Consider the following 23300-nt stretch of genomic DNA (forward strand, 5'->3'; position numbering starts at 1 on the left):
TTTATGCGGGCCAAACCTTACTGGACGCTATTTGGGGTCGCGCGGGGAGGGTGCCTAACGCGCCGCGGGTCACTCCGAAGGGTGGGACCCCCCGCCGTCCACCCCTTTCTGACGGGGGGTCGGGGCGCCCGGCAGCTCGGCGGAATCTCCCGGTCCGCGGCCGCGGGTCCGTCGTGGCTCGTCGCGCAGTTCCTCGCGCCCCTTCGGGGCGCTCCCCCGGGGTGCCTACCGGGGCGCACGCTCTAGCGTTGCCCCGTGTCCTACTTCGACGTCGCCTCCTCCGCTCCCCTCCACCCCGTGGCCCGGCAGGCCCTGCAGGCCTCGCTGGACGAGGGGTGGGCCGATCCTGCGCGGCTCTATCGCGAGGGGCGGCGGGCCCGGCTGCTGCTCGATGCCGCACGGGAGGCCGCCGCCGACGCGGTGGGCTGCCGCCCCGACGAGCTCTCCTTCACCTCTTCCGGCACCCGGTCCGTGCACTCCGGGATCGCCGGGGCGCTCGCGGGGCGTCGGCGTGTCGGGCGGCATCTGGTGGTGTCGGCGGTCGAACACTCTTCGGTGCTCCATGCGGCGGCGGCCCTCGAAGCCGACGGGGGGACGGTGACGGAGGTCCCGGTGGACCGCTCCGGAGCGGTGCCGTCGGCCTCGTACGCCGCTGCCCTGCGCCCCGACACGGCGCTCGCCTGCCTCCAGTCCGCCAACCACGAGGTGGGCACGGAGCAGCCGGTGGCCGATGTCGCTTCGGCGTGTCGCGCCGCCGGGGTACCGCTCCTGGTGGACGCGGCGCAGTCGCTGCCGTGGGGCCGGGTGGGCGGGGAGTGGTCGCTGCTCGCCGCGAGTGCCCACAAGTGGGGCGGGCCCGCGGGCGTGGGGCTGCTCGTCGTGCGCAAGGGGGTGCGGTTCGCCCCGCAAGGCCCGGCCGACGAGCGGGAGTCGGGGCGCGCCCCGGGCTTCGAGAACATCCCGGCGGTGGTCGCCGCCGCGGCCTCGCTGCGCGCCGTGCAGGCCGAGGCAGCCGAGGAGGGCGCACGGCTGCGGGAGTTGACGGAGCGGATCCGGGCGCGGGTGCCGGGCCTTGTGCCGGACGTGGAGGTGGTGGGCGACCCGGTGCGGCGGCTGCCCCACCTGGTGACCTTCTCGTGTCTCTACGTCGACGGGGAGACCGTGCTGCACGAGCTGGACCGGGCCGGGTTCTCGGTCTCCTCCGGCTCCTCCTGCACCAGCTCGACGCTGACCCCCAGCCACGTCCTGAAGGCGATGGGCGTACTGAGCGAGGGCAACGTCCGGGTGTCACTCCCACGGGGGACGCAGGAAGCTGACGTCGAGCGTTTTCTGGACGTGCTGCCGGGCGTGGTGGCCGGGGTGCGCGAACAACTGGGCGCTCCGGTGGCACCGGCGTCGGGTGCGCAATCCGCTTCCCTCGTCGTCGACGCGCTCGGCAAGCGCTGCCCGCTCCCCGTCATCGAGCTCGCGAAGGTCATCGGGGACGTGCCGGTGGGCGGCACCGTCACGGTCCTCGCGGACGACGAGGCGGCGCGGCTCGACATCCCGGCGTGGTGCGAGATGCGGGGCCAGGAGTACGTGGGCGAGGAGCCGGCGGACCACGGCCGTGCCTATGTGGTCCGCCGGAGCTCCTGACTAGACCAGGTGGGCCTGGACCTCGGACGCGGCCTCATGGCCGTACGCCTTGGTGAAGCGGTCCATGAAGTTGCTGCGCTGGAGCTCGTACTCCTGCGTGCCGACGGTCTCGATGACCAGGGTGGCGAGCATGCAGCCGACCTGTGCCGCGCGCTCGTGGGAGACGCCCCAGGCCAGGCCCGACAGGAACCCGGCGCGGAAGGCGTCGCCGACGCCGGTCGGCTCGACCTTCGCCTCTTCCTCGGGGACGCCGACCTCGATCGGGTCCTGGCCCGTGGACTCGATGCGCACGCCGCGCGAGCCGAGGGTCGTCACGCGGTGGCCGACCTTGGAGAGGATCTCCGCGTCGGTCCAGCCGGTCTTGGACTCGATGAGCCCCTTCTCGTACTCGTTCGAGAAGAGGTACGTGGAGCCGTCGAGGAGCGTGCGGATCTCGTCGCCGTCCATGCGCGCGATCTGCTGGGAGAAGTCCGCGGCGAAGGGGATCTTCCGCGTCCGGCACTCCTCGGTGTGGCGCATCATCGCCTCGGGGTCGTCCGCACCGATGAGGACCAGGTCGAGACCGCCCACGCGGTCGGCCACGGTCTTCAGTTCGATCAGGCGGGCCTCGCTCATCGCACCCGTGTAGAACGAGCCGATCTGGTTGTGGTCGGCGTCCGTGGTGCACACGAAGCGGGCCGTGTGCAGCGTCTCGGAGATGCGGACCGATGCCGTGTCCACGCCGTGCCGGTCGAGCCAGGCGCGGTACTCGCCGAAGTCCGAGCCCGCGGCTCCGACCAGGACCGGGTCGGTGCCGAGCTGGCCCATGCCGAAGCAGATGTTGGCGGCGACGCCTCCCCTGCGTACGTCTAGGGCGTCGACCAGGAAAGAGAGAGAAACCGTGTGCAGCTGATCCGCGACCAGTTGGTCGGCGAAGCGGCCGGGGAAGGTCATCAGGTGGTCGGTGGCGATGGAGCCGGTGACTGCGATACGCACGACGGCATGCTCCTGTGGAGGAGAGGCAAGGGATTGACAGTTCACGCTACCGGGTCAGGGCACCCTCGCTGAAGAGGCCAAACTACCCGTTAGTAGGTCTTTTTTCGCGAGGTGTGCGATGCGTACGGTGCGGATATGGCCGTTATCTCGAAGCATGTCGTCACCGCACGTCCCGTCGAGCTGCCCTCCGAGCCCCCGGAGAACATGGAGACCCTGCGAGGCGACTGCGCCCGCATGGCCCCGCACTGGGTGACCCCGGCGGCCGCCCGGCCCGCCCCGGTGTCGCCCGCGCTGATCCACGGGATCAGCGTCCCGCCCGCCTCCGCCCGGCTGATCGACGGCATGTCCGAGTACGGCGACTGAGCAGCGGCGACCGCGTAGCCGCGACCGAGACGAGGGCCGGTCCGCGCACCGGCCCAGGGGTATCGGCGCGCGCCGAGGGAACCGCGCGCTCCCCCGCTGCGTCCCACCGCTGTCCCCCGTAAAGGGGACGCGGAATACGAACGAGGCCCACGCACGGGTCTCCAGGGACAGCAGTGCAGTCGAAGGAGCGATGCGGTGAGCACCGAGCGATCCGGTAACGACGCGGCCGAGCAGCACCGGCGGCGTTCCCGCCTCGCCGTCGCGTCGGTGGCGGCCACGGTGCTGCTCGTCGGCGGCGGCGGGGCCTACTTCGCCGCGACCGCGTCAGGCGGCAGCGGCGGCAACGGCAACGGCAGTTCTCCAGTCGGCGACGGCGGCACTCCCCCGCCGCTCGCCCTCGACGGACACACGGACGGCGACCGGCAGGAAGGCGGCAACGAGGGCATCGCCCCGGGAGAGCCCGACCCGAACGGCGCCACCTACCGCGCCGAGGGCAAGCTGCCCGGCGGCCCCGAGTCGGCGCCCGTCTACCAGGCGCGGGGCACCGTCGGCCAGGACCAGGTCATCGATCTCGCCAAGGCGCTCGGCGTCACGGGGAAGCCCACCTCGCAAGGCGGCGCCTGGAAGATCGGCCCCACCAAGGACGGCTCCGGGCCCTCTCTGGAGGTGACCAAGCAGGCACCGGGCACCTGGACGTTCTCGCGGTACGCCACCGGTGGCGGCGACAACTGCCAGAAGGGCAAGGCCTGTTCGGAGTCGTCCGCCGCGCCGAACGGCGAGGGTGACGCGGTCGGCGAGAGCGCGGCGAAGAAGGCCGCGGCGCCGGTCCTGAAGGCCGTGGGCCAGGACGAGGCGAAGCTGGACGCCCGCCAACTCATGGGCGGCGTACGGGTGGTGAACGCCGACCCGAAGGTGGGCGGACTCCCGACGTACGGCTGGTCGACCGGCATCCAGGTCGGCTCGGACGGCCAAGTGGTCGGCGGCAGCGGCCAGTTGAAGGCGCCGGAGAAGGGTGACACGTACCCGGTGATCAGCGCCGGCGAGACCCTGGAGCAGCTCAACAAGTCGGGCGGCGGCGACGGCCGCGTAGGCATCGGCGGCTGCGCGTCGGCGGTGCCGAACGCCGACGGCGACACGGCGGACAGCTCGGAAGGCTCGGGCGGCCCCGCGGGCGACCAGACGAAGGCGCCCTGCGAGGAACCCTCGTCCGCGCCTCCGAAGCCGCAGCCGGTCACGGTGAAGGACGCCACGTTCGGGCTCGCCGTGCACTTCGTGGACGGGCGCCAGACGCTCGTGCCCGCCTGGCTGTTCGACGTGAAGCCGCAGGGCGCGAAGGACTCCTTCACGGTGACGCATCCGGCGGTGGAACCGAAGTTCCTCACCTCGCCGAGCACGCCGTCCCCCACTGCGACGCCCACCGAGAAGCCGGGCACGGGTCAGCAGGACCCGCCCCTGCACGTGGAGTCCTACAGCGCGGACGGCAAGTCCCTGACGGTGCACTTCTGGGGCGGCGCCTGCAGTGACTACTCGGCGTCGGCCGACGAGAGCAAGGGCAGCGTGCGCGTGAAGGTGACCGAGACCCACAAGAAGGGCGAGGTCTGCATCATGATCGCCAAGGAGTTCACGGAGACCGTGACCCTGGACAAGCCGCTGGGCGACCGCAAGGTCGTGGACGCGGACGGCGGCGCGACGGTGCCGCGCAAGTAGCTCCCCAGCCATACGAAGGCGGCCCCCGAGGTTCTTCGGGGGCCGCCTTCGTATGTACGGATTTAGCTGAACGAGTCGCCGCAGGCGCAGGAGCCCGTGGCGTTCGGGTTGTCGATCGTGAAGCCCTGCTTCTCGATGGTGTCGACGAAGTCGATGGAGGCGCCGCCCAGGTAGGGAGCGCTCATCCGGTCGGTGACGACCTTGACGCCGTCGAAGTCCTTGACGACGTCGCCGTCGAGCGAGCGCTCGTCGAAGAACAGCTGGTAGCGAAGGCCGGAGCAGCCGCCGGGCTGAACGGCGACGCGCAGCGCCAGGTCGTCCCGGCCCTCCTGCTCAAGAAGGCCCTTGACCTTGCCCGCGGCGGCGTCGGACAGGAGGATGCCGTCGCTCACGGTGGTGGTCTCGTCCGATACGGACATCTGCTTCTCTCCCGGGTTGTACGGAGACTGCTTGCCGACGGTTGCAACCGGCGGGGCCGCGGATTCATTCCGGGCCGAGCGCTGTGTCTCTCGGCTGTCGGTCCCTTCATGCTCGCACATGCCGCCTCGTGGGGCATCGGCCCGTCGAAGGCGAACGCGTCACATCGACACTATGGCCGTCGTCAAACTGACGTGAAGCAGCTATGATAGATAACGTCAATTAGACGAAAAGCCCCCGGTGCAAGCACCGGCTCCACTGGAGCGGCTGTCGCCGCGCTCATTAATTTCGAAGAAAGGGTGCGTGTCTCGTGACCACCGCCCAGTCCCCCGTGGACCTCGACGTCCAGCCGACGCCGCTCGCCCTGCTGCTGCTCGGCCGCGAGGCCGACCCCAAGAGCGAGCGCGGCGTGGAGTGCCCCGGCGATCTGCCGTCACCCTCCGACCCCGACCTGGTCGAGCGCGCCCGTGCCGCCAAGGAGAAGCTCGGCGACAAGGTCTTCGTGCTCGGCCACCACTACCAGCGCGACGAGGTCATCCAGTTCGCGGATGTCACCGGCGACTCCTTCAAGCTGGCCAAGGACGCGGCCGCCAAGCCGGAGGCCGAGTACATCGTCTTCTGCGGCGTGCACTTCATGGCCGAGTCCGCGGACATCCTGACCACCGACGACCAGAAGGTCGTCCTGCCCGACCTGGCCGCCGGCTGCTCGATGGCCGACATGGCCACCGCCGAGCAGGTCGCGGAGTGCTGGGACGTGCTGGCCGAGGCCGGGATAGCCGAGCAGGTCGTGCCCGTCTCGTACATGAACTCGTCGGCCGACATCAAGGCCTTCACCGGCAAGCACGGCGGGACGATCTGCACCTCGTCCAATGCCAAGCGCGCCCTGGAGTGGGCCTATGAGCAGGGCGAGAAGGTGCTCTTCCTTCCCGACCAGCACCTCGGGCGCAACACCGCGGTCCGCGACATGGGCTTCTCGCTCGACGACTGCGTCCTCTACAACCCGCACAAGCCGAACGGCGGCCTGACCGTCGAGCAGCTGCGGGACGCGAAGATGATCCTGTGGCGCGGGCACTGCTCGGTGCACGGGCGCTTCTCGCTGGAGTCCGTGGAGGACGTGCGCGCGCGGATCCCCGGCGTCAACGTCCTGGTGCACCCCGAGTGCAAGCACGAGGTCGTGGCCGCGGCGGACTACGTGGGCTCCACCGAGCACATCATCCAGACCCTGGAGGCGGCCCCCGCCGGTTCCAAGTGGGCGATCGGGACCGAGCTGAATCTCGTACGCCGCCTGGCGAACCGTTTCGCGGCCGATGACAAGGAGATCGTCTTCCTCGACAAGACGGTCTGCTTCTGCTCGACCATGAACCGGATCGACCTGCCGCACCTGGTCTGGGCGCTCGAGTCCCTCGCCGAGGGCAAGCTGGTCAACCAGATCGAGGTCGACCGCGAGACCGAGCAGTTCGCGAAGCTGGCGCTGGAGCGGATGCTGGCGCTGCCGTAGGGCCGCTTGCTTGTTCTTCTGCGGTAAGGGGCACCCGCCATTGCGGGTGCCCCTTACCGGTGTTCTGGGTGCTCGCCGGGGTGTCGTTGCTCGTGACACTGACGGTCGTGGTGGCGGCTTCGGTCCGTGCGGTCCTGGGCGATCGGGCGTACGTGGACTACACGCTCGCCTTCACCTCCGTCGCCTTCTCCGGCGGGGCTGCTCACGACGGTGCTCTGCCTGGTGCTCCTGGCCGTGGTGTTCCACCGCGGTGCCGCTGTTCGCCGGGATGACGCTGTGCAGTGGGGCTGCCGTGCTGGCACTTGCAGTGGGCGTACGCGGACGGGGTGCCCCTCTGCTTGAGGGGCACCCCGTCGTCAGTGATGCTGGGCGCCTTGGCCAGCGCTCGGCCTGCAGCTTCGGTGTGGTGGGAAGCCGCTCTAGACCTGGGCGGGCTCCACGTCCTCGGACGCGTGCTCGGGCTGAACGCCCGCCTTCTTCGCCCGCTTCGTCTCGCGCTTCGCGCGGCGACGCTCCTTGCGGAGTTCCACCATCGCGTACAGCGTCGGGACCAGGAGGAGCGTGAGGAGCGTCGACGTGATCAGGCCGCCGATGACCACCACCGCGAGCGGCTGGGCGATGAAGCCGCCCTCGCCCGTGATGCCGAGGGCCATCGGGAGCAGGGCGAAGATCGTCGCCAGGGCCGTCATGAGGATCGGGCGCAGGCGGTGGCGGCCACCCTCGACGACTGCCTCGACGACACCGTGACCCTGCCTGCGGTACTGGTTGATCAGGTCGATCAGGACGATCGCGTTCGTCACCACGATGCCGATCAGCATCAGCATGCCGATCATCGCCGGGACACCCATCGGGGTGTCGGTGGCGATCAGGAGTCCGATCGCGCCCGTGGCCGCGAACGGGATCGAGACCAGCAGGATCAGCGGCTGGACGAGCGAGCGGAACGTCGCCACGAGGAGCATGAAGACGATCGCGATCGCCGCGAGCATCGCGAGGCCGAGCGAGGCGAACGCCTCGTCCTGGTCCTCGGAGACACCGCCGATGGACGCCGTGGCGCCGTCCGGCAGCTTCAGCGCGTCGAGCTTCTTGGTGAGGTCCGCGCTGACGGCGCCGGTGTTCTCGCCGGTGGGCTTCGCGGTGATCGTCGCGGCGCGCGAGCCGTCGATGCGGGTCATCGAGACCGGACCGTCGACCAGCTTGACGTCGGCGATGTCGCCGAGCTTCGCGGCGCCGAGGTTCAGCTTGCGCAGCTGGGCGAGCGTCTTCGCGGGCTGCGCCGACTTCACCACGATGTCGCGCTCGGTGTCGTCCAGGATCGCCTTGCCGCTCTCGGTGCCGCGGACTGCCTGGGCGACGGCCTGGCCGAGGGTGGTGTCGTTGAAACCGGCCGCGGCGGCCTTGGAGTTGGCCTTGACCGAGATCCTCGGGATGCTCTGCGAGAGGTCGCTCTGGACGTCCGTGACGTCGTCGATCTTCGCGACCTCGTCGCGGACCTCGTCGGACGCCTTGCGCAGCACAGCGCCGTCGGCGGCCTTGACGACCACGCTCAGGTCCTGGCTGCCGAAGCCGTCACCGGCCGCGATGGACGTCTGGCCGATGCCGGAGAGCTTGCCGAGCTCCTCCTCGACCTTGTCCTGCGTCTTGTCGTACGAGGACTTGTCCTTGAGCGTCAGGGTGTAGGACGCCTGGTTGGTGTCCGTACTGCCGCCGAACGCCGCCATGAAGCCGGACGAGCCGACCGTGACCTGGTAGTCCTTGATCTCGTCCAGGCCGTCGAGCATCTTCTCGACCTTCTTGGCCGACGCGTCGGACGCCGCCAGGCTGGTGCCCGGCTTCAACTCCTGCTTGATGGTCAGGACTTCCTGCTCGCCCTGGTCGAAGAAGTTGGTCTTCAGGAGCGGTGCCATGCCGAACGTGCCCACGAGGATCACGATCGCGATGACGAGGCTGGTGAAGCGGCGCCGCGTCGCGAAGCGCAGGACGGGGACGTAGAAGCGCTGGAGCCTGCTCTTCGCCTCCTTCTCCTCGGCCTTGCGGCGGGCCTCCTCCGGGTCGGCGCCGCGAACGTCCTTGGGGGGACGCAGGAACCAGTACGACAGGACCGGCACGACGGTCAGCGAGACGAGCAGGGACGCCAGGAGCGCCGCCGTGACCGTCAGCGAGAAGGAGCCGAAGAGCTCGCCCACCATGCCGCCGACCAGGCCGATCGGCAGGAAGACCGCGACGGTCGTCAGGGTCGAGGACGTCACGGCGCCCGCGACCTCCTTGACCGCCTTGATGATCGCGGCCTCGCGCTCCTCGCCGTATCCGAGGTGGCGCTTGATGTTCTCCAGGACCACGATCGAGTCGTCGACGACTCGGCCGATGGCGATGGTCAGCGCGCCGAGCGTGAGCATGTTGAGGGAGAGGTCCCTCGTCCACAGCACGATCAGGGCGAGGACGACCGAGAGCGGGATGGAGACCGCGGTGACCAGCGTCGAGCGGATCGACGCCAGGAAGACCAGGATGACGAGGACCGCGAAGACCAGGCCGAGGGCGCCCTCGGTGGTGAGGCCGTCGATGGACTTGGAGACAGCCGGGCCCTGGTCGCTCGCGACCGTCAGGTCGGAGCCCGCGCCCAGGTCCTTGCGCAGGTCGGGCAGCTTGTCCTTGACCGCGTCGGAGATGGCGACGGCGCTGCCGTCCTGGTCCATCGTGATCGCGACGGCGAGGCTGGGCCTGCCGTTCGTCCGCGTGATGGAGGTGGCCTCCGACGGCTGCTGCTTCACCGTGGCGACGTCACTGAGGCGCACCGGCTTGCCCGGCCGCTCCCCCGGCTTGGCCTCGGGGGTGACCATCAGGTCCTGGATCTGCTTCAGGGAGGTGTAGCCGCCGCCGACCTGGACGGTGCGGTTCTTGCCGTCCTCGTCGAAGGAGCCCGCGGGGAGCGTGGCGCCGCCGGCCTGGAGCGCCTGGCCGAGCGCGGCCGGGGTCAGGCCCGCCTTGGCCAGCTTCCTGTCGTCGGGGGTGACGTCGACCTGGAGGTCGCGCACACCGTCGACGGTGACCTGGCCGACGCCGTCGATGTCCTCCATGGCGGGGACGACGGTGCGGTCGAGCTGGTCGGAGAGCGCCTGCTGGTCCTTGTCGGAGGTGACGGAGAGGACCACGGTCGGGATGTCGTCCGTGGAGCCCGCGATGACCTGCGGGTCGACGTCGTCGGGGAGTTCGGCACGGGAGCGGTTCACGGCCTGCTGGACGTCGGCGACGAGCTGCTTGGAGCCGCTGCCGTAGTCGAACTGGGCCATGATCACGGCGTTGCCCTCGCTCGCCGTGGAGGTGATGCCGGTGATGCCGTCGACCGCGTCGATGGAGGACTCGAGGGGTTCGACGACCTGCTTTTCGACCACATCGGGGGACGCGCCCTGATACGGGGCCAGGACGGACACCATCGGCAGTTCGATGGAGGGCAGCAGCTGCTGCTTGAGCTGAGGGATCGCGATCGCGCCGAAGACGAGCGCGATGATCGATATCAGCCCGACAAGGGCCCGTTGGGCGAGGCTGAACCGGGACAGCCAGGACATGGTGGTCTCTCTCTGTGGCGTACTGCGCAGGAACGGGCACCGGCAGGCCGGTGCCCCCTACACGATCTGCCATGTCCAGGGCAGGAATCGTCCGACCGTGGACCCGTTCTTATGCGGCGCATACTGCGGGCGCAGTACGTCCCGCCCCGCGGTCACTCCACCCTTGGACGTACCAGGCCCGATTCGTAGGCAATGACGACGAGTTGCGCCCGGTCACGCGCGCCCAGCTTCGCCATCGCGCGGTTCACATGGGTCTTCACCGTGAGCGGGCTGACCTCGAGCCGCTCGGCGATCTCGTCGTTCGAATGCCCGCCCGCGACCTGGACGAGGACCTCGCGCTCGCGCCCGGTGAGCGCGCCGAGCCGCTCCGCGCGCGCCCCGCCGTCACCGTCCGAGCTGTCGCCCTGCGCGAGGAACTTGGCGATCAGGCCCTTCGTGGCCGCCGGGGAGAGCAGCGCGTCGCCCGCGGCCGCGATCCGGATCGCGCCGAGCAGCTCGTCCGGCTCCGCGCCCTTGCCGAGGAAGCCGGAGGCGCCGGCGCGCAGCGACTGCACCACGTACTCGTCGACCTCGAAGGTCGTCAGCATGACCACGCGTACGTGGGCCAGGGCGGGGTCCGCGCTGATCAGCCGGGTGGCGGCGAGGCCGTCCATGCCGGGCATGCGGATGTCCATCAGGACGACGTCGGCGGCCCGTGACGCGGCCAGTTCGACGGCCTCCGCGCCGTCCGACGCCTCGGCGACGACCTCCATGTCGGGCTCGGAGTCGACGAGCACCCTGAACGCGCTGCGCAGCAGTGCCTGGTCGTCGGCGAGCAGCACCCGGATCGTCACGCGGTGGTCCCTCCCTCTGCCGGGGTGACCGGCGTTGCCGTGACGGGCAGGATCGCATGGACGCGGAAGCCGCCGCCGTAGCGGGGTCCGGCGGTGCAGCGGCCGCCCAGGGCGCTGACGCGCTCGCGCATGCCGATGAGGCCGTGCCCGCCGCCGTCGTTCTCGCCGCTGTGCTCCCGCTTCTCGCCCCCTCCGTCGTCCAGGATGGTGAGCTCGGCGTTCGGCCCCACGCGGATGACGCTGACCTCTGCCTTGGCGCCCGTCCCCGCGTGCTTCTGCACGTTCGTGAGGGCCTCCTGGATGATGCGGTAGGCGGCCAGGTCGACTCCGGCGGGCAGCTCCGTCGCGTCGTCGCTGACGGCCACTTCCACGGGGAGCCCGGCGTGCCGGAAGGTGTCGACGAGATCTTCGAGGCGGGCCAGGCCCGGTGCGGGTTCGGTGGGCGCCTCGGGGTCGCCGGTCTGGCGCAACAGGCCGACGGTGGCGCGCAGTTCGTTGAGAGCGGAGCGGCTCGCGTCGCGCACGTGGGAGAGGGCTTCCTTGGCCTGGTCGGGCCGCTTGTCCATGACGTGGGCCGCCACGCCCGCCTGGACGTTGACCAGGGCGATGTGGTGGGCGACCACGTCGTGCAGGTCGCGGGCGATGCGCAGCCGTTCCTCGGCGACGCGGCGCCGGGCCTCCTCCTCGCGGGTGCGTTCCGCGCGTTCGGCACGCTCGCGTATGGCGTCCACGAAGGCGCGGCGGCTGCGGACTGCGTCACCGGCCGCCGCGGCCATGCCGGTCCAGGCGAAGATGCCGATGTTCTCCTGGGCGTACCAGGGCAGGGGGCCCGTCAGCATCGCGACTCCGGTGAGCCCGGTGATGGTGACCACGCCGACGCGCCAGGTGGTGGGGCGGTTGGTGGTGGCGGCGACGGTGTAGAGAGCGATGACCGCGCTCATCACGACGGTGCCGCGGAACTCTCCGGTGATCAGATCGATGACGGAGAAGGTGCAGGTCGCGGCGAGCACGATCCAGGGGGCGCGGCGGCGGAAGACCAGCGCGACGGCACCGAACAGCATCAGGACGAGGCTGAGCACGCCCGGGGTGCGCGTGCCCCAACTGGGGCCGTCGCCATGTCCGTACGGCTCGACGAACGAACCGCTGACCATGCACACGAGGACGGCTGCCGCGAGGGCGGCGTCCACAGCCAGGGGGTGCGCCTTGGCCCAACAGCGGCCTCGCACGAGAGTGGTCACGCCTTAAACGGTACGGGGCCCTGCGGGCTGCGGGGACCTGTCTGAACGGCTCGCCCCTGCGGGGCGTTGCCCTTGTTCCGGCTGAGCTCCGTCTCCCTGGGCGTCCTGTCCCGACGCTTCGCGCCGGATCTTTCCCGCCTACCCACCCGATTGCCCCGCATCCGATCCGGGCCGCGACTAGCCCGGGATCAGGCCGTCGTCGCTCAGCATTTCGCGGACCTCGTCCAGCGTCGCGTCCGGTGCGGGGAGGATCAGCTCGGAGGGTTCGAGGGCGTCGTCCGGGAGGGGTTCACCCAGCTCCCGGACCTTGTCCAGCAACGCGCCCAGCGTCCTGCGGAAGCCGGACTCGTCACCGCTCTCGATCTCCTCGAGCAACTCGTCGTCCAGCTTGTTCAGTTCGGCGAAGTGGCTGTCGGCCAGCTTCACCTGCCCCTCCCCCATGATCCGTACGATCATGTCGCCCTCCTCGGACGTGAGCGGTGTAGTGCGTAGGGCTGCTACTGCTTGTCGAAGCGCGGGGTGTCCTGCGGCTGCTGGGCCTGGGGCTGTCCCTGACCCGGCTCGATGGCCTGCTTCGACGTCGAGCCGCCGGCCAGCTCGGCCTTCATCCGCTGCAGTTCCAGCTCTACATCAGTACCACCGGAGAGGCGATCCAGCTCGGACTGGATGTCGTCCTTGGCGAGCCCGGAGGAGTCGTCGAGCGCGCCGGAGGCCAGGAGCTCGTCGATCGCGCCGGCCCGCGCCTGGAGCTGCGCGGTCTTGTCCTCGGCGCGCTGGATCGCCATGCCGACGTCGCCCATCTCCTCGGAGATGCCGGAGAAGGCCTCGCCGATCCGGGTCTGCGCCTGGGCCGCGGTGTACGTGGCCTTGATCGTCTCCTTCTTCGTACGGAAGGCGTCGACCTTGGCCTGGAGGCGCTGCGCCGCGAGGGTGAGCTTCTCCTCCTCGCCCTGGAGCGTCTGGTGCTGCGTCTCCAGGTCGGTCACCTGCTGCTGCAGGGCCGCACGGCGCGAGAGCGCCTCGCGGGCCAGGTCCTCACGGCCGAGGGCGAGGGCCTTGCGGCCCTGGTCCTCAAGGGTGGAGGACTGCTTCTGGAGCTGGCTCAGCTGCAGCTCGAGGCGCTTGCGCGAGGTCGCCACATCGGCGACACCGCGGCGCACCTTCTGCAGCAGCTCGAGCTGCTTCTGGTACGAGTAATCGAGGGTTTCGCGCGGGTCCTCGGCCCGGTCAAGGGCCTTGTTCGCCTTCGCGCGGAAGATCATCCCCATACGCTTCATGACACCGCTCATGGGCTTCGCGCGCCCCCTTCTGACGGACTTCCAGCTCCAGGTACTGCTCAGAACCCACAGTACGGGCCCTGCATCCATTACCGCACTGTTCGCGTGCGGATGCGCTCATCCCCAAGGACGACTGTGTCCGGCCGGGCTCAGGCGTAGGGAGTAGGTGCACCCCCGGGAACCGCCCGAAAACCGCTTGTAAACCACACGGAACGTCCCCTTAGGCACACAATCAAGACGCCCGGTGTTGCCGGATCGTTCCCCATCGGGCGGGGGTCCATGCGTCCGCACCCCGTACCCTTGGGTTTTGTGTTCCGTAGCCGATCCAAGGACGAGAAGGCCCCGGCGAGCAAGGCCCCGGTGACCGACTCCCAGCAGCCCCGTGACCCGCAGGCCCCGAAGGGCCGCCCCACGCCCAAGCGCAGTGAGGCCCAGACCCAGCGCCGCAGCGTGGCCAACACGCCTGTGACGCGCAAGGAGGCGGCCAAGCGGCAGCGCAGTGAACGCCGCGTCCAGATGGACAAGCAGCGTCAGGCGCTCGCCAGCGGTGACGAGCGCTATCTGCCCGCCCGCGACAAGGGCCCCGTGCGCAAGTTCGCGCGCGACTTCGTCGACTCGCGGTTCTGCATCGCCGAGTTCTTCCTGCCGCTCGCCGTGATCATCCTCGTACTGAGCATGGTCCGGATTCCGCAGCTGCAGAATATCGCTCTGCTGCTGTGGCTCTTCGTGATCGTCCTGATCATCGTGGACTCGGTGACGACGGCGGTCCGCCTGAAGAAGCGCCTGAACGAGCGCTTCCCGAGCGAGAGCAAGAAGGGCGCGGTCGCGTACGCCCTGATGCGTACGCTCCAGATGCGCCGCCTGAGGCTGCCGAAGCCGCAGGTCAAGCGCGGAGAGCGGCCCTGAGCGGTTTCGCCGGCGGGGCGGCCGCGTGGCTAGAGAAGCTGGGCGGCCTGCGCAATGCCGTACGGCAGGAGCTGGTGACCCGGCAGCTCGACGAGCAGATAGCCGGGCGCTTCCCCGTGGGGCAGCGGCTGCGGGTGCTCGACGTGGGCATGGGCCAGGGCACGCAGGCCCTGCGGCTCGCCCGTGCCGGGCACAAGGTGACGGGCGTCGAGCAGGATCCGGCGATGGTGGCCGCGGCGCGTGCCGCGCTCGGCTCCGAGCCGGAGGGGATCCAGGGGCGGGTGCGCATCGTCGAGGGCGACGGGCGCGAGACCGGGGTGCATTTCCTGCCGGGCAGCTTCGACGTCGTGCTCTGCCACGGCGTACTGATGTACGTCGAGGAGCCGGACGCGCTGCTCGCGGGCCTCGCCCGGATGCTGGCTCCCGGAGGGCTGCTCTCCCTCCTCGTCCGGAACGCGGACGCGCTGGCCATGCGGCCGGGGCTCGCCGGGGACTGGCCGGGGGCGATGGCCGCCTTCGACTCCACCGTGTACCGCAACCGGATCGGGCTGCAGGCGCGTGCGGACCGGCTCGACGCGGTTTCCGCCTCGCTGGCGGGGATCGCCGCGCCGCTGCACGCCTGGTACGGCGTGCGGGTCTTCACCGACCAGGCGGCGGACGATGCGGTTCCGCCGGAGGACGGGGAGTTGGCGGCGTTGCTTGCCGCCGAGGAGCGGGCCGGGCGTACGGATCCCTATCGGCGGGTGGCCGCGTTGCTGCACGTCTGCGGCGTGCGGGACTGATTGGACCGCCGCTTCGCGGCGGATGTTTCCCGCCCACCCACCCGATTGCCCCGCAGCGGATTGGGTGGGACCCACCGGCGCCCCCTGATCGGCCCTCTAACTCAGGGCGGCATATCGGGGCCAACGTGACACTCGGGACATGACTGTCTCGCGTACCCGTACCGTCACCGCCGCCGCCCTCATCGCCGCCGGGCTTCTCGTGAGCGGATGCTCCAGTTCCGGCTCCGGGGACTCCGGTGAATCCACCACCCAGGCCGCGCCCATGGCGGACAGCGACCTGCAGGACGACTATCAGCAGGTGATCAAGGACGTCCTGCCGTCGGTCGTCCAGATCGATGCCTCCGAGAGCCTTGGCTCCGGCGTCGTCTACGACGACAAGGGACATGTCGTCACCAACGCCCACGTCGTGGGCAAGGAAGAGACCTTCAAGGTCACGACGGCCACCGGGGAGCAGGCGCTCACCGCGAAGCTGGTCGCCTCCTACCCCGAGCAGGACCTCGCCGTCATCAAGATCGACAACCCGCCGAGCGGACTCAAGGCCGCGAAGTTCGCGGACTCCACGAAGGCCGAGGTCGGGCAGATCGTGCTCGCCATGGGTTCGCCGCTCGGCCTGTCCTCCAGCGTCACGCAGGGCATCATCTCCGCCACCGGCAGGACCGTCAGCGAGGGCCGCTCCGAGGGTGCGACCGGGGCCACCATCGCGAACATGGTGCAGACGTCCGCCGCGATCAACCCGGGCAACAGCGGCGGCGCCCTGGTCACCCTCGACAGCGAGGTCATCGGCATTCCGACGCTCGCCGCGACCGACCCGAACATGGGCGACAGCGCGGCGCCCGGCATCGGGTTCGCGATCCCGTCCTCGATGGTGAAGACCGTCGCCGACCAGATCGTCAAGGACGGCAAGGTCACCGACTCGGGCCGGGCCGCCCTCGGCATCACGGGACGCACGGTCCTGGGTGACGACTACAAGCCCGCGGGCGTCGCCGTCGTCGAGGCGCAGAAGGACGGCGCTGCGGCCGAGGCGGGCATCGAGCCCGGCGACATCATCACCAAGCTGGGCGACACCGAGCTCACCACGATCACCTCGCTCTCCGAGGCGCTCGCCGGGGAGAAGCCGGGCGACAAGACGCAGGTGACGTACGTGAGGGACGGCTCCGAGAAGACCGCCGACGTCACGCTGGGCGAGATCTAGGCACGGCATGTCGTGACACGCCGTGAGGGGGTGGCCGCTGCTGCGGCCACCCCCTCACGTTCAGGCGTCGCTCAACCTTGCGCCGCGTCCTCCGCGTGCAGGCTCATCGGCCCATAGATCTTGTTCGTGTCCTCGAAGAGCGACACCTGGTCGGCGCCGCCTTCGGCGAGTTCTTTCCAGTACTCGCCGACCCACGACTCCGCGTCCCCCTGAGTCGTGAACTCCTCGGGCGTCAGAGCGGGCTGGACCTCCGTCCCGTCCGTCTTCTCGAACCGCCACGTCCATGCCGCCATGCCAGCCTCCCGATGGTCCGACAGCTGTGTGAAGCCGCTTGAAGCCTAGCCGGGCGAGCGGCGCTCGCGGCGACGCGGGAGGATCTTCCTGTGGAACTGACTCTGCTCGGCACCGGCGATCCCGAAGGCCTGCCCCGTCCCGGCTGCCCCTGCGCGGCCTGCGCGACCGCGCTCGGCGGCGCCGCACGCGCCGCCACCGCGCTTCTGGTGGACGGCGTCCTGCTCCTGGACCTCACCCCTGGCGCCGCCTTCGCGGCCGCCCGCTCCGGGCACTCGCTCGGCGGCGTACGCCAGGTCCTGCTCTCCCATCCGCACGACGGCCCCTCGGTGGAGGTACCGGCAGGACTTCCGCAGCCGGGCCGGGTGCCCGACGGCCGGGAGCTCGCGCTGCTCACCGGACACCGGGTGCGCGCGGTGGCGATGGACCACCCCGGCACGGGATACGAGGTGGTGGGCCCCGACGGGGAGCGGCTCCTGTACCTGCCGCCGGACGGTGCGCCCTCCGGGCTGCCGGACGGGCATCCCGCGTACGAGATGGTCCTCGCCGATGTCGTCGGGCGCCCCGACGGGCTCGCGCGGCTGCGGGCGGCGGGTGCGATCGGGCCGACCACTGATGTCGTCGCCGTCCATCTGGGCCACGAGGTGCCGCCGGGCGCGGAGCTGACCCGCAGGCTGGCCGCCGCCGGTGCGCGGGCCGTGCCGGACGGGACGACGCTGGTGGTCGGCGCCTATGAGGACGTACCGGACGTGCCGCGCCGCACGCTCGTGCTCGGCGGTGCGCGGTCCGGGAAGTCGGTGGAGGCCGAGCGGCGCCTGGAGGCCTTCCCCGAGGTGCTCTACGTGGCCACGGGCGGGACCAGGAACGGCGACTCCGAGTGGGCGAACCGGGTGAGCGCCCACCGCGAACGGCGGCCCGGGTCGTGGAGCACCGCCGAGACCTGCGACCTCGTGCCGCTGCTCGCCGAGAACGGCCCTCCCCTGCTCATCGACTGCCTGTCGCTGTGGCTGACGTACGCCATGGACGAGGTGAACGCGTGGGACGACGACGAATGGGCGGGCGGCGGCGAGCGGGCGCTGCGCAAGCGGGTCGCCGAGCTCACGGACGCGGTGCGCGCGACCCGGCGCACGGTCGTCGCCGTGTCGAACGAGGTCGGCTCCGGCATCGTCCCCGCGACCGCTTCGGGCCGCCGCTACCGCGATGAACTGGGGCGTCTGAACGCGGCGTTCGCGACGGAGTGCGAGCACGTGCTGTTCGTCGTGGCGGGCCAGGCGCTCGTCCTGCGGGGCTGAGCCGGGGCCTCACGCATCAGGGGTTCCGCCTCGCGATGACCCGGTAGGCGTTGGAGAACCGGGTGCGGCTGACCACGGGGGCGAGGATCCGGTCGGCCAGGGCCGCCGCGGCGAGGAGCGGGGCCGCGACGCGGGCCGCGGCCCGGACGCGGCCGAGGGCGAAGGCGAGGCCCGCGGTCAGGTCGAAGGGGATGTGCGGCTCGCGCCGGTCGGTGGCCACGACGGTGTAGCCGAGGCTCTCCAGCTCGTGGCGGAGGGCGGCGAGCGGGATGCGGTGGTAGGGCTCGGCGCGGAGCCACCCCTTGCCCAGCAGCCTGGCGTACCGGCTCTCCGGGACGGGGACCTCGATCATCAGATGGCCGCCGGGCCGCAACACCGTGCGGGCGGCGATGAGTTCGATGCGCGGATCGGCGCTGCGCTCCAGGTAGTGGAACATGCTCAGCGCGTCGTAGCGCCCCGCGAGCCTGGGCGCCAGGTCGGTGAGGAGCCCGCGGTGGGCCTCCTCCACGCGGCCCGCCCTGCGGCCCTCCGTCACGCGCTCGGTGAGGTCGAGGCCGTCGAAGGCGGTGTACGGGTGCACCTGCTGGGCGACGGCGGGGAAGTGCCCGTGCCCGGTGTCGATGTCCAGCCAGCTCTCGGGCTCGATGAACCGGCCCATCGCCCGCGCCCGTGCCTGGTGGCGGCGGGTGGAGTTCGGGACGGCGAAGATCTTCTCGGCCTGGGCGGCTGCGGCCTTGGCGGCGTCCATGGGCGTGGCGGGCTCCTTCGTCGGACGGTACGAGCGACACGACAACCGCCCCAAACGGTACGTAAAGGATCATCAGCACCGGCGCAACGACACCGTGGAGGTGCCGCGTTCCGCGGTGCCGCGCGCGGGGGGATGCCTGCTGCCGGGCCGTCCGAACCGAGGTCAGGCCCTGCCGGTACTGTTCGGCGAATGAGCTCGCTGAATCTCGACGACTTCACCGACCTGATCGAGCGGCCCGACGGCGGGGTGCGCCGTGACGCCGAAGAGCGCAGGGAACGGCAGAGCGTGCCGCCCGGGGCGCTCGGCCGCCTGGACGAGCTGAGCGAATGGCTGTCCGCGGCCCAGTCCTCGGTGCCGGTCAAGCCGATCGAGCGGCCGCGCGTGATCCTCTTCGCGGGTGACCACGGGGTCGCGGGACTCGACGTCTCCGCGCGGCCCGCGGGCAGTGCGGCCGACCTCGTCCGTGCCGTGCTCTCCGGTGCGAGCCCCGTCTCCGTCCTCGCGCGCCGCCTCGACGTGCCCGTCCGGGTCGTCGACATGGCCCTGGACTGCGACCCGGCCGAGCTGCCCGCGGAGGTCGCGGGGCACCGGGTGCGGCGCGGCTCCGGGCGCGTCGACATCGAGGACGCCCTGACGGCCGACGAGGCCGAGGCCGCGGTGCGGGCCGGGATGGCCGTCGCCGACGAGGAGGCGGACTCCGGCACCGACCTGATCGTGCTCGGCGACGTGAGCGTCGGCGGCACGACGCCCGCGGCGACGCTGGTCGCCGCGCTGTGCGGGACCGACGCGTCCGTGGTGACCGGCCGGGGCGGCGCGCCGATCGACGACCTCGCGTGGATGCGCAAGTGCGCGGCGGTCCGGGACTCCCTGCGGCGGGCGCGGCCCGTGCTCGGGGATCAGCTGGAGCTGCTCGCGGCGGTGGGCGGTGCGGACATCGCCGCCATGACCGGGTTCCTGCTGCAGTGCGCGGTGCGGCGTACGCCGGTCATCCTGGACGGCGTCGTGGCGTCGGCCGCGGCGCTCGTGGCCCAGCGGGTCGCCTTCCGGGCGCCGGACTGGTGGCTCGCGGGGCACAACAGCGGGGAGCCCGCGCAGGCCAAGGCCCTGGACCGGATGGCACTCGACCCCGTACTCGAGCAGGGCGTGCAGGTGGGCGAGGGCCTGGGGGCGCTGCTCGCGCTGCCGCTGGTGCGGGCCGCGGCGGCGCTCTCCGCCGAACTGCCCGAGCGGAAGCCGGAACCCGAGCCGCAGCCCGAGGCCGAGCCGGAGTCCCCGGCCGACGCCGAGGCCGAGAACAAGGCCGAGAACAAGCTCGGGACGGCGGCGCCCGAAGCGGAGTAGGCGACGGCGCGGCTGGTCACAGCCGAAGACGGCCCGGCATGCCCCATATGATCCCTTTTCATGGGAGATGAGCAATCTGCTGCCGGGCGCCGTCAGCGTCTCGCCGCGGCCTTCAGTGTCTGGTACCTCCGCGCCGTCACCTTCATCAACTTTCTGAGCGCGGTCTGGGTCTCCCTGGGACAGGATCTGCGGCGGCACAACACCGAGAACTACTTCACGCCGTATCTGCTGACCGCCGGCTTCGCGTCCGGCGCCTTCACGATGTTCCTGGCGATCACGATGCGCCGCCGCAAACGCGCTGCCTGGATCCTCAACCTCGTGCTCAGCGGGCTCTTTCTACTCCTCTTCGCGTTCGCGATGATCTTCCCGGAGATCCGCAGGTACGCGCAGAACTGGATCTCTCTCGTACTGACCGCCGCGTTCGTCGCCGCGCTGATCGTCGGGCGCCGGGAGTTCTACGCCAAGGGCGACCGCTCCAATCCGAAGCTCGCCGCGGCCGTCGCCGTCGGCGGACTCCTGGTGACCTCGCTGATCGCCGCGTTCCTGGTCACCGTCACCAACCGCGCGCACGACGAGTTCCGTTCGACCTTCCTCGACCGCTGGCGCTACGGCACGATGCGCCTGGTCTCGCTGGCCGCCGACGACAAGCGGTTCGAGGGCATCACCACGCCCGGCTGGGTCAACGTCTCCATCAACGTGCTCAGCACGCTGCTCCTCCTTGCCGTCCTGTACGCCGCGTTCCGCTCGCGCAAGGCGGTCGACCCGCTCACCGAGGACGACGAGCGCAAGCTGCACGGGCTCCTCGACAAGTACGGCGAGCGCGACTCGCTCGGCTACTTCGCGCTGCGCCGCGAGAAGAGCGTCGTCTGGTCGCCGAGCGGCAAGGCCGCGGTCGCCTACCGGGTGATCGGGGGCGTCTCGCTGGCCTCCGGTGATCCGATCGGGGATCCCGAGGCCTGGCCCGGCGCCATCGAGCCCTGGCTCGCCGACGCCCGCGTGCACGGCTGGATCCCCGCCGTGATGGGCGCGAGCGAGGAGGCGGGCACGATCTACGCCCGGCACGGCCTCGACGCGCTCGAACTGGGCGACGAAGCCATCGTCGAGACGGCCGAGTTCACGATGGAGGGGCGGGCCATGCGGACGGTCCGCCAGGCGTACAACCGGGTCAAACGAGCCGGTTACGAGGTGCGGATCCGCCGTCACGAGGACATCCCCGCCGACGAGATGGCCTACCTCCTCGAGCGGGCCGACGACTGGCGCGACGGGGCCACCGAGCGCGGCTTCTCCATGGCGCTCGGGCGGCTCGGCGACCCTACGGACGGGCGGTGCGTGATGCTCGAATGCACCGATGGGGAAGGGGAGTTGAGGGCGGTGCTCTCCTTCGTTCCGTGGGGCCCGCGCGGGCTCTCGCTCGACCTGATGCGCCGTGACCGCGACTCGGAGAACGGCCTGATGGAGTTCATGGTCATCGAACTGCTCCAGCGCGCCGCCGAGATCAGGATCACTCAGGTCTCGCTCAACTTCGCGATGTTCAGGTCGGTCTTCGAGCGTGGCTCGCGGCTCGGCGCGGGCCCGGTCCTGCGGCTGTGGCGCTCGCTGCTCACCTTCTTCTCGCGGTGGTGGCAGATCGAGTCGCTGTACCGCGCCAACGCGAAGTACCGCCCGATCTGGGAGCCGCGCTTCCTTCTCTTCGAGAAGAGCGGCGACCTGCCGCGCATCGGCATCGCGTCGGCCCGCGCGGAGGGCTTCCTGGAGGCGCCGGGCCTGCCGAAGTGGTTGCACCGCAAGCATCTGGAGTCCCGACGATGAGCTCCCTGGCCACAGGCCGTCTGACCCGCCTGACCCGTCTGGCGCGCACCGAGTGGGGGCCGCTGTACGCCACCGTGCGCGACGGCATCGCGGAGCGGCGGTGGCGTGCGGCGCCCATGACGCTGGCCGCCGTCTGCCTGACCGCCCTCTTGCAGTTCGTGCAGAACCAGTCCTGGGGCTATCAGTTCGTGCAGAACATCGGCTCCGTACGGGCCGAGGACCCGCTCTGGCTCGCCCTGCTGCGCACCCCGCTCTCGCTCTTCGTACCGGCGCTCGACCTGCCCGTCTGGGGCGCGCTCGCCCAGATCCTGCTGGTGTTCGGCATCGCGGAGATCTGTATCGGCTGGTGGCGCACGCTCGTCATCGGCTACGCGGCCACCCTCGCGGGCACGCTCTACGCGCGCGTAGGCATCGAGTGGGGTCCCGGCAACCCGCTGGGGCTCCCCGCGTCCGACGCGCAGGTCGTCGACACCGGTCCTTCCGCCGCGGTGGTCGGGCTCGCGGTCTACGTGTGCTGGCGCTACCGGGCCTGGTTCACGGCGGGGCTCGTGATCGCCGTGATGGTCGTCGAGGTGTTCGTCAAGAACAACCTCGCGGGCAAGGAGCACCTGGCGGCGATCGCGGCGGTGCTGGTCCTGTGCGCCTGCTCGGCGGTGCTTCAGCGGCGTGGGCGCGCCAGCTCCGGGTCGGGTTTGCCGCCGATCCAGTCCTGAACCCTGCGGCGTGGGCCTGCCCAGCGGCGGTCGTGGTGGTAGGCGCGCAGGGCCGCCCGTGCACGGGTGCGGTGCCGGTTGCGGTAGAAGCGCCTGGACCAGGCCGATCCCGGGCGGGCGAGGCGGATCGCGCCCACCAGGGCGACCAGCGGGACGACCATGCCGATCAGGGCCGTCTGGAGCTTGCCCTTGGCGAGGGCGATCAGGGCGAAGCAGCAGTTGACGGCGACGTTCAGGGCCAGGCCCGCGCGGTTGCTCCGCTCCTCGGGCGTCAGGTCGTTCACCCCGAACGGGGTGAACCCGGTGAGGATGAGCACCACCAGGGCCGTCGTCAGCATCACGACCTCGACGCTCTTGCGGCCCTGCTCGCTCCAGTAGACGTCGTCGAGGTAGAGGATCAGCGCGAACTCGTCGAGCACGAGACCGGCGCCGATGCCGAAGATGACCGCCGCGAACATCGCGCCGAGGCTGTGGCTGCCGGCCGCGACCGCCCAGAATCCGCCGACGAGCATCAGGAAGATGCCGGGCACCACGTGGTGGATGTGGACGTCGCCCGAGCTGATGTTCCGGAAGGGGCCCTTGCCCGCGCGGATGAGGCGGGTGATGGTGCGGGTGACGAGGAAGCAGCCCACGAAGGAGAGCAGGGCCAGCAGGAGCGGGAGCTTTCCCGGCTCCACGATGTTCCGGTACCACCAGTCACCCATGGGCCCATCCTGCGGTGCC

At 70.9% G+C, this 23300-nt stretch carries 21 protein-coding genes; 11 read left to right on the forward strand and 10 right to left on the reverse strand.

The window, feature by feature from the left end:
* Positions 1-255 precede the first annotated feature (255 nt).
* Positions 256-1635, forward strand: coding sequence for an aminotransferase class V-fold PLP-dependent enzyme (locus ABZ833_RS14020; RefSeq protein ID WP_361045621.1), 1380 nt, complete (start codon positions 256-258; stop codon positions 1633-1635).
* On the opposite strand, the gene ABZ833_RS14025 is transcribed toward ABZ833_RS14020, so the two are convergent.
* A complete protein-coding gene (locus ABZ833_RS14025; RefSeq protein WP_361045623.1) occupies positions 1636-2610 on the reverse strand; it encodes a carbohydrate kinase family protein in 975 nt (324 codons plus the stop codon).
* 135 nt (positions 2611-2745) lie between these two features.
* Here ABZ833_RS14025 and ABZ833_RS14030 point away from each other — a divergent pair, with 135 nt between their 5' ends.
* Positions 2746-2973: a hypothetical protein gene (locus ABZ833_RS14030; protein WP_361046387.1), complete on the forward strand. Its 228-nt coding sequence runs from the start codon at positions 2746-2748 to the stop codon at positions 2971-2973.
* A 195-nt stretch (positions 2974-3168) separates the two neighbouring features.
* The gene (locus tag ABZ833_RS14035) at positions 3169-4680 is read left to right on the forward strand and encodes a hypothetical protein (protein ID WP_361045626.1); all 1512 of its coding nucleotides are present in this window, start codon (positions 3169-3171) and stop codon (positions 4678-4680) included.
* A gap of 62 nt (positions 4681-4742) precedes the next feature.
* Here ABZ833_RS14035 and ABZ833_RS14040 read toward each other — a convergent pair whose 3' ends face one another.
* The gene (locus ABZ833_RS14040; protein ID WP_249590357.1) at positions 4743-5099 is read right to left on the reverse strand and encodes an iron-sulfur cluster assembly accessory protein; all 357 of its coding nucleotides are present in this window, start codon (positions 5097-5099) and stop codon (positions 4743-4745) included.
* A gap of 308 nt (positions 5100-5407) precedes the next feature.
* Between ABZ833_RS14040 and nadA the strand changes: the two genes are divergently transcribed.
* Positions 5408-6595: a quinolinate synthase NadA gene (nadA, locus tag ABZ833_RS14045; protein WP_361045629.1), complete on the forward strand. Its 1188-nt coding sequence runs from the start codon at positions 5408-5410 to the stop codon at positions 6593-6595.
* Positions 6596-7014: 419 nt separating this feature from the next.
* On the opposite strand, the gene ABZ833_RS14050 is transcribed toward nadA, so the two are convergent.
* From ABZ833_RS14050 to ABZ833_RS14070, 5 genes are all read right to left on the reverse strand, one after another.
* The gene (locus ABZ833_RS14050; protein ID WP_361045631.1) at positions 7015-10155 is read right to left on the reverse strand and encodes an efflux RND transporter permease subunit; all 3141 of its coding nucleotides are present in this window, start codon (positions 10153-10155) and stop codon (positions 7015-7017) included.
* A gap of 152 nt (positions 10156-10307) precedes the next feature.
* Positions 10308-10988 carry a response regulator transcription factor gene (locus ABZ833_RS14055; protein WP_249590352.1) on the reverse strand — a complete coding sequence of 227 codons (681 nt, stop codon included), beginning with the start codon at positions 10986-10988 and terminating at the stop codon, positions 10308-10310.
* A complete protein-coding gene (locus ABZ833_RS14060) occupies positions 10985-12226 on the reverse strand; it encodes a sensor histidine kinase (RefSeq protein ID WP_361045635.1) in 1242 nt (413 codons plus the stop codon). Before ABZ833_RS14060 ends, ABZ833_RS14055 begins: the two co-directional genes overlap by 4 nt.
* A 177-nt stretch (positions 12227-12403) precedes the next feature.
* Positions 12404-12682, reverse strand: a complete 279-nt coding sequence (locus ABZ833_RS14065) for a hypothetical protein (protein ID WP_361045637.1) — start codon at positions 12680-12682, stop codon at positions 12404-12406.
* Positions 12683-12723: 41 nt separating this feature from the next.
* Entirely contained in the window at positions 12724-13515 is a 792-nt protein-coding gene (locus ABZ833_RS14070; protein ID WP_351159509.1) for a PspA/IM30 family protein, read from the reverse strand.
* Between the two features lie 267 nt (positions 13516-13782).
* Here ABZ833_RS14070 and ABZ833_RS14075 point away from each other — a divergent pair, with 267 nt between their 5' ends.
* The 3 genes from ABZ833_RS14075 (at position 13783) to ABZ833_RS14085 (ending at position 16383) form a co-directional block, all read left to right on the forward strand.
* A complete protein-coding gene (locus tag ABZ833_RS14075; protein WP_361045639.1) occupies positions 13783-14409 on the forward strand; it encodes a DUF3043 domain-containing protein in 627 nt (208 codons plus the stop codon).
* A 74-nt stretch (positions 14410-14483) separates the two neighbouring features.
* Positions 14484-15191 carry a class I SAM-dependent methyltransferase gene (locus ABZ833_RS14080; RefSeq protein ID WP_361045642.1) on the forward strand — a complete coding sequence of 236 codons (708 nt, stop codon included), beginning with the start codon at positions 14484-14486 and terminating at the stop codon, positions 15189-15191.
* 139 nt (positions 15192-15330) lie between these two features.
* Complete coding sequence (locus tag ABZ833_RS14085) at positions 15331-16383, forward strand: trypsin-like peptidase domain-containing protein (RefSeq protein WP_361045644.1); 1053 nt, start codon at positions 15331-15333, stop codon at positions 16381-16383.
* 71 nt (positions 16384-16454) lie between these two features.
* Here the strand turns inward: ABZ833_RS14085 and ABZ833_RS14090 are convergent, their stop codons facing one another.
* Positions 16455-16676, reverse strand: a complete 222-nt coding sequence (locus ABZ833_RS14090) for a hypothetical protein (RefSeq protein ID WP_249590346.1) — start codon at positions 16674-16676, stop codon at positions 16455-16457.
* A gap of 90 nt (positions 16677-16766) precedes the next feature.
* Here ABZ833_RS14090 and ABZ833_RS14095 point away from each other — a divergent pair, with 90 nt between their 5' ends.
* A complete protein-coding gene (locus ABZ833_RS14095; RefSeq protein WP_361045648.1) occupies positions 16767-17966 on the forward strand; it encodes a bifunctional adenosylcobinamide kinase/adenosylcobinamide-phosphate guanylyltransferase in 1200 nt (399 codons plus the stop codon).
* Between the two features lie 16 nt (positions 17967-17982).
* Here the strand turns inward: ABZ833_RS14095 and ABZ833_RS14100 are convergent, their stop codons facing one another.
* Positions 17983-18714: a class I SAM-dependent methyltransferase gene (locus tag ABZ833_RS14100; RefSeq protein ID WP_361045650.1), complete on the reverse strand. Its 732-nt coding sequence runs from the start codon at positions 18712-18714 to the stop codon at positions 17983-17985.
* A 189-nt stretch (positions 18715-18903) separates the two neighbouring features.
* Between ABZ833_RS14100 and cobT the strand changes: the two genes are divergently transcribed.
* Genes cobT through ABZ833_RS14115 form a run of 3 tightly spaced genes read left to right on the forward strand, consistent with a single transcriptional unit; the run spans position 18904 to position 22577 of the window.
* Entirely contained in the window at positions 18904-20055 is a 1152-nt protein-coding gene (cobT, locus tag ABZ833_RS14105) for a nicotinate-nucleotide--dimethylbenzimidazole phosphoribosyltransferase (protein ID WP_361045653.1), read from the forward strand.
* A gap of 60 nt (positions 20056-20115) precedes the next feature.
* Positions 20116-21864 (forward strand): phosphatidylglycerol lysyltransferase domain-containing protein, encoded by a 1749-nt coding sequence (locus ABZ833_RS14110; RefSeq protein ID WP_361045656.1) that lies wholly within the window; start codon positions 20116-20118, stop codon positions 21862-21864.
* Positions 21861-22577: a hypothetical protein gene (locus ABZ833_RS14115; RefSeq protein WP_361045658.1), complete on the forward strand. Its 717-nt coding sequence runs from the start codon at positions 21861-21863 to the stop codon at positions 22575-22577. Before ABZ833_RS14110 ends, ABZ833_RS14115 begins: the two co-directional genes overlap by 4 nt.
* Here the strand turns inward: ABZ833_RS14115 and ABZ833_RS14120 are convergent.
* Entirely contained in the window at positions 22523-23281 is a 759-nt protein-coding gene (locus tag ABZ833_RS14120; RefSeq protein ID WP_361045660.1) for a hypothetical protein, read from the reverse strand. The two genes, ABZ833_RS14115 and ABZ833_RS14120, sit on opposite strands and share 55 nt — an antisense overlap.
* Between the last annotated feature and the right edge of the window lie 19 nt (positions 23282-23300).

Origin of the sequence: Streptomyces sp. NPDC047525, from assembly GCF_040643025.1 — a bacterium.
Classification (GTDB): Bacteria; Actinomycetota; Actinomycetes; order Streptomycetales; family Streptomycetaceae; genus Streptomyces; species Streptomyces durmitorensis.

Excerpts from the sequence above, each read along its gene's own strand:
- ABZ833_RS14040 (WP_249590357.1), bottom strand. The coding sequence starts at position 5,099 with ATGTCCGTATCGGACGAGACCACCACCGTGAGCGACGGCATCCTCCTG.
- ABZ833_RS14030 (WP_361046387.1), top strand. The coding sequence starts at position 2,746 with ATGGCCGTTATCTCGAAGCATGTCGTCACCGCACGTCCCGTCGAGCTG.
- ABZ833_RS14075 (WP_361045639.1), top strand. The coding sequence starts at position 13,783 with ATGCGTCCGCACCCCGTACCCTTGGGTTTTGTGTTCCGTAGCCGATCC.
- ABZ833_RS14090 (WP_249590346.1), bottom strand. The coding sequence starts at position 16,676 with ATGGCGGCATGGACGTGGCGGTTCGAGAAGACGGACGGGACGGAGGTC.
- ABZ833_RS14115 (WP_361045658.1), top strand. The coding sequence starts at position 21,861 with ATGAGCTCCCTGGCCACAGGCCGTCTGACCCGCCTGACCCGTCTGGCG.
- ABZ833_RS14120 (WP_361045660.1), bottom strand. The coding sequence starts at position 23,281 with ATGGGTGACTGGTGGTACCGGAACATCGTGGAGCCGGGAAAGCTCCCG.
- ABZ833_RS14100 (WP_361045650.1), bottom strand. The coding sequence starts at position 18,714 with ATGGACGCCGCCAAGGCCGCAGCCGCCCAGGCCGAGAAGATCTTCGCC.
- ABZ833_RS14070 (WP_351159509.1), bottom strand. The coding sequence starts at position 13,515 with ATGAGCGGTGTCATGAAGCGTATGGGGATGATCTTCCGCGCGAAGGCG.
- ABZ833_RS14110 (WP_361045656.1), top strand. The coding sequence starts at position 20,116 with ATGGGAGATGAGCAATCTGCTGCCGGGCGCCGTCAGCGTCTCGCCGCG.
- cobT (WP_361045653.1), top strand. The coding sequence starts at position 18,904 with ATGAGCTCGCTGAATCTCGACGACTTCACCGACCTGATCGAGCGGCCC.
- ABZ833_RS14065 (WP_361045637.1), bottom strand. The coding sequence starts at position 12,682 with ATGATCGTACGGATCATGGGGGAGGGGCAGGTGAAGCTGGCCGACAGC.
- ABZ833_RS14050 (WP_361045631.1), bottom strand. The coding sequence starts at position 10,155 with ATGTCCTGGCTGTCCCGGTTCAGCCTCGCCCAACGGGCCCTTGTCGGG.
- ABZ833_RS14085 (WP_361045644.1), top strand. The coding sequence starts at position 15,331 with ATGACTGTCTCGCGTACCCGTACCGTCACCGCCGCCGCCCTCATCGCC.